This window comes from Bradyrhizobium sp. (assembly GCF_036009065.1).
Lineage (GTDB): Bacteria > Pseudomonadota > Alphaproteobacteria > Rhizobiales > Xanthobacteraceae > Bradyrhizobium.
In genome coordinates this window covers 1-2821 of record NZ_DASYMN010000289.1, presented here as the reverse complement: position 1 = coordinate 2821, position 2821 = coordinate 1, and the positions used below count along the sequence as shown (strand labels likewise).

The following is a 2821-nucleotide window of genomic DNA, read 5'->3' as shown; positions in this document are numbered from 1 at the left end:
CGTCCCAGACGCCACGGATGTCTACAACGGGAAGCAAGGGGGCAGCGGGCCGAAGACCGATTTCCTCGGTTAGTTCACGTCGTGCCGCGGCTTCAGGCGTTTCACCGCGGCTCGGACTTTGACAGTTACCCGTTCCAAATGGGGCTGAAAGCCGCACTCTGCCGTTAGAAAACCCGGATTTGGCTGTTTCTGTAGTGCCAATAAGGTCGAGTTCTACCTTGACTGGCAGGTGAATGGCGCCAATACTGTGCTGGCAAGCGGTGGCCAGCATGTACTTCCGGACAAAGCGATCAGGCGGCTTCGAGTATCTCCAGATGGTGGCAAGCCATCGGGTCAACGGCAAGCCCCGCCAGACCGTGATGGCGACCTTGGGCCGCCTCGACGCACTCAAGGAAACCGGCGAGTTCGATCGACTGCTGCGATCCGGCGCCCGGTTGACCGAGACCGGGATGCTGCTATCGGCCATCGAGAAGGGTGAGACCACGACGATCGATGCCAAACGGATCGGCCCGTCCCTCCTGTTCGAGAGATTGTGGCGCGACAGCTTTTGCCGATCGGTGATCGAGGACCTGCTGGCCGATCGCAAGTTCGAATTCCCGCTCGAGCGGGCCGTATTTCTGACCGTGCTGCATCGGATCATGGATCCTGGCTCGGATCGCGCCGCGGAGAAGTGGCGATCGGCCTACTCCATCGACGGCATGGACGCGATCGAGCTGCATCACCTGTACCGTGCAATGGCCTGGCTCGGCGAGGAACTTGCCGGCCAACAGGGAAGCGGCCTGGTGCCTCGCACCAACAAGGATCTGATCGAGGAACAACTGTTCGCCAAACGCCGCAGCCTCTTCAATGATGTCGGGCTGGCGATCTTCGATACCACCAGCCTGTATTTCGAAGGCGACGGCGGGACCACGCTCGGCCGCAACGGTCATTCCAAAGACTCTCGGCCTGATCTGCATCAAATGGTCCTCGGCGTCGTCATCGATGAGACCGGACGACCGATCTGCAGCGAGATGTGGCCGGGCAATACCGCCGATGTCACGACGCTGATACCGGTCGTCACCCGGCTGCGCGAGCGCTTCCTGCTCAATCGGGTCTGCATCATCGCCGATCGCGGCATGGTCAGCGCCAAGACCATCGCCACGCTCGAAGCCCACAAGATCGAGTATATTCTGGGCGTGCGCGAAAAGCGCAGCGTCGAAGTCGCCGCCGTGCTGGCCGACAAGACCCCGTTCGTCTCGCTGACAGTTCCCAAGGCCAATGGCCGCGGCACGCTCGACCTTCAGGTCAAAGAGGTGGTTCGCAAGGTCAAGTCTGGTCAGGCAAACACGCGGCGTTGCCGCTACATCGTCTGTTATAATGACGCCGAAGCGCGAAACGATGCCGCCGCCCGTGCAGCGACCCTTGCCAGATTGGACAAAGCATTGCGCCAGGGTGACAAAGCCATGGTCGGCAACAAAGGCTTCCGCCGCTTCCTCAAGACCGAAGGCGACCGTCACTTCGCCATCGACCCCGAGCGTGTCGCCGCGGCCGCTAAATTCGACGGCGTCTATGTCATCCATACCACTGCACAGGTCTCGCCGCTGGTTGTCGCGCTCCGCTATCGCGAACGATGGATTGTGGAGGATATTTTCAGAACCACGAAATCCATCATCAATACGCGTCCGATCTTCCACCAGCGCGATGATACGATTCGCGGCCATGTGTTCTGCTCGTTCCTTGCTCTGTTGCTACGCAAGGAACTCATCGACCGGGTCGTTGGCGACGGGCGTCGGTACGAATGGGCCGATATCATTCGCGATCTCGATCAGCTCGTTCAAACCGACATCGATCAGGCTGGCAAAAGGCTTCGCCTTCGCGCCGCCGCCCCTGGCTGCGCCGGCGCCGTGTTCCAAGCCGTCGGCGTGGCGTTGCCGCCGATGATCCAAATCATCGCTCAACCGCCGCCTCCCTCGGGTGCCCAGTCGCCTGATCCGTAAACCAGAGAAAACCGCCGAACCGCGCATCTGTAGTGCCAACGACTTTCTGGCGGCCCATAAGTAGCCGATTGGAAAGCAGATTCCGAAACCAGGTGTCAAAGTCGGACTGGGCATGACCGAGCCATTTGCACCAGGTTGAGCGGGATGCCGGCGGTGACGGCGGCCACCCCGAAACCGTGCCGCAGCCCTCTGGGCAAAGCCGGCACACCCTCCAGCCCGGCGGCCAGCATCACCGCATGCACCGCCCACCATCTGGTCATCCGCGACCGTGGCCGGAGCCGCACGCCGCGGCCTTTGCCGCGCCTGGCGTGCAGTTCGCGAATGCCGTGCACCATGTCGATCGTATCCAGCAGGGCAGGGGGTACGGGCACACTGCGAAAGATCCCGGTGCGGCGCTTCTTGAGGCTTTCGAACACCAGCACGCCGGCGGCGAGATCGACGCGGTCGGCGGTCAGCGCCAAGGCCTCGGAGAGCCGGCAGCCGGCATAGGCCAGGGTCATGCAGAGTGTCCGCACCGGGCGGTCGGCCAGGTCGGCTTGTCGCAGGAAGGCATCGCGCTCGCCGGTGGTCAGATATTTGCGGGTTCCGTCGGCGGTATGCAGTTGCATGCCAGTCTGCGAGGCAGAGGAGGGGACTTCGACGCGACGCTTCCGGGCGTCTTCCTTGGTAATGGCGCGCACGCGCTTGGCTGGTGTGGTAGCCTGGGCGTGTCGGACCGCAGCGACGTTACCGGTAGCTTTTCCGGCTCGTGCCGGCGGCCGGTGTGGCTCCGTCACCCGGTGCGGTCCTGGTAGCCGCGGCGGCGCTTGGCCTGGAGAATGTCGGCAAGGGCGTTGATCGCGGCG

At 62.8% G+C, this 2821-nt stretch carries 3 protein-coding genes; 1 reads left to right on the top strand and 2 read right to left on the bottom strand.

Annotated features, from left to right (window positions below; all coding sequences use genetic code 11):
* Nucleotides 1-271, bottom strand: a 271-nt coding sequence (locus tag VGP39_RS17885) for an NUDIX domain-containing protein (RefSeq protein ID WP_327569433.1), incomplete at its 3' end; no start/stop codon positions are given.
* On the opposite strand from VGP39_RS17885, the gene VGP39_RS17880 reads away from it, so the two are divergent.
* Nucleotides 234-1976: an IS1634 family transposase gene (locus VGP39_RS17880; protein ID WP_422652986.1), complete on the top strand. Its 1743-nt coding sequence runs from the start codon at nucleotides 234-236 to the stop codon at nucleotides 1974-1976. The genes VGP39_RS17885 and VGP39_RS17880 overlap by 38 nt on opposite strands.
* A gap of 95 nt (nucleotides 1977-2071) precedes the next feature.
* On the opposite strand, the gene VGP39_RS17875 is transcribed toward VGP39_RS17880, so the two are convergent.
* A complete protein-coding gene (locus tag VGP39_RS17875) occupies nucleotides 2072-2584 on the bottom strand; it encodes a tyrosine-type recombinase/integrase (protein WP_327569431.1) in 513 nt (170 codons plus the stop codon).
* Nucleotides 2585-2821 lie beyond the last annotated feature (237 nt).

Excerpts from the sequence above, each read along its gene's own strand:
- VGP39_RS17880 (WP_422652986.1), top strand. The coding sequence starts at position 234 with ATGGCGCCAATACTGTGCTGGCAAGCGGTGGCCAGCATGTACTTCCGG.
- VGP39_RS17875 (WP_327569431.1), bottom strand. The coding sequence starts at position 2,584 with ATGCAACTGCATACCGCCGACGGAACCCGCAAATATCTGACCACCGGC.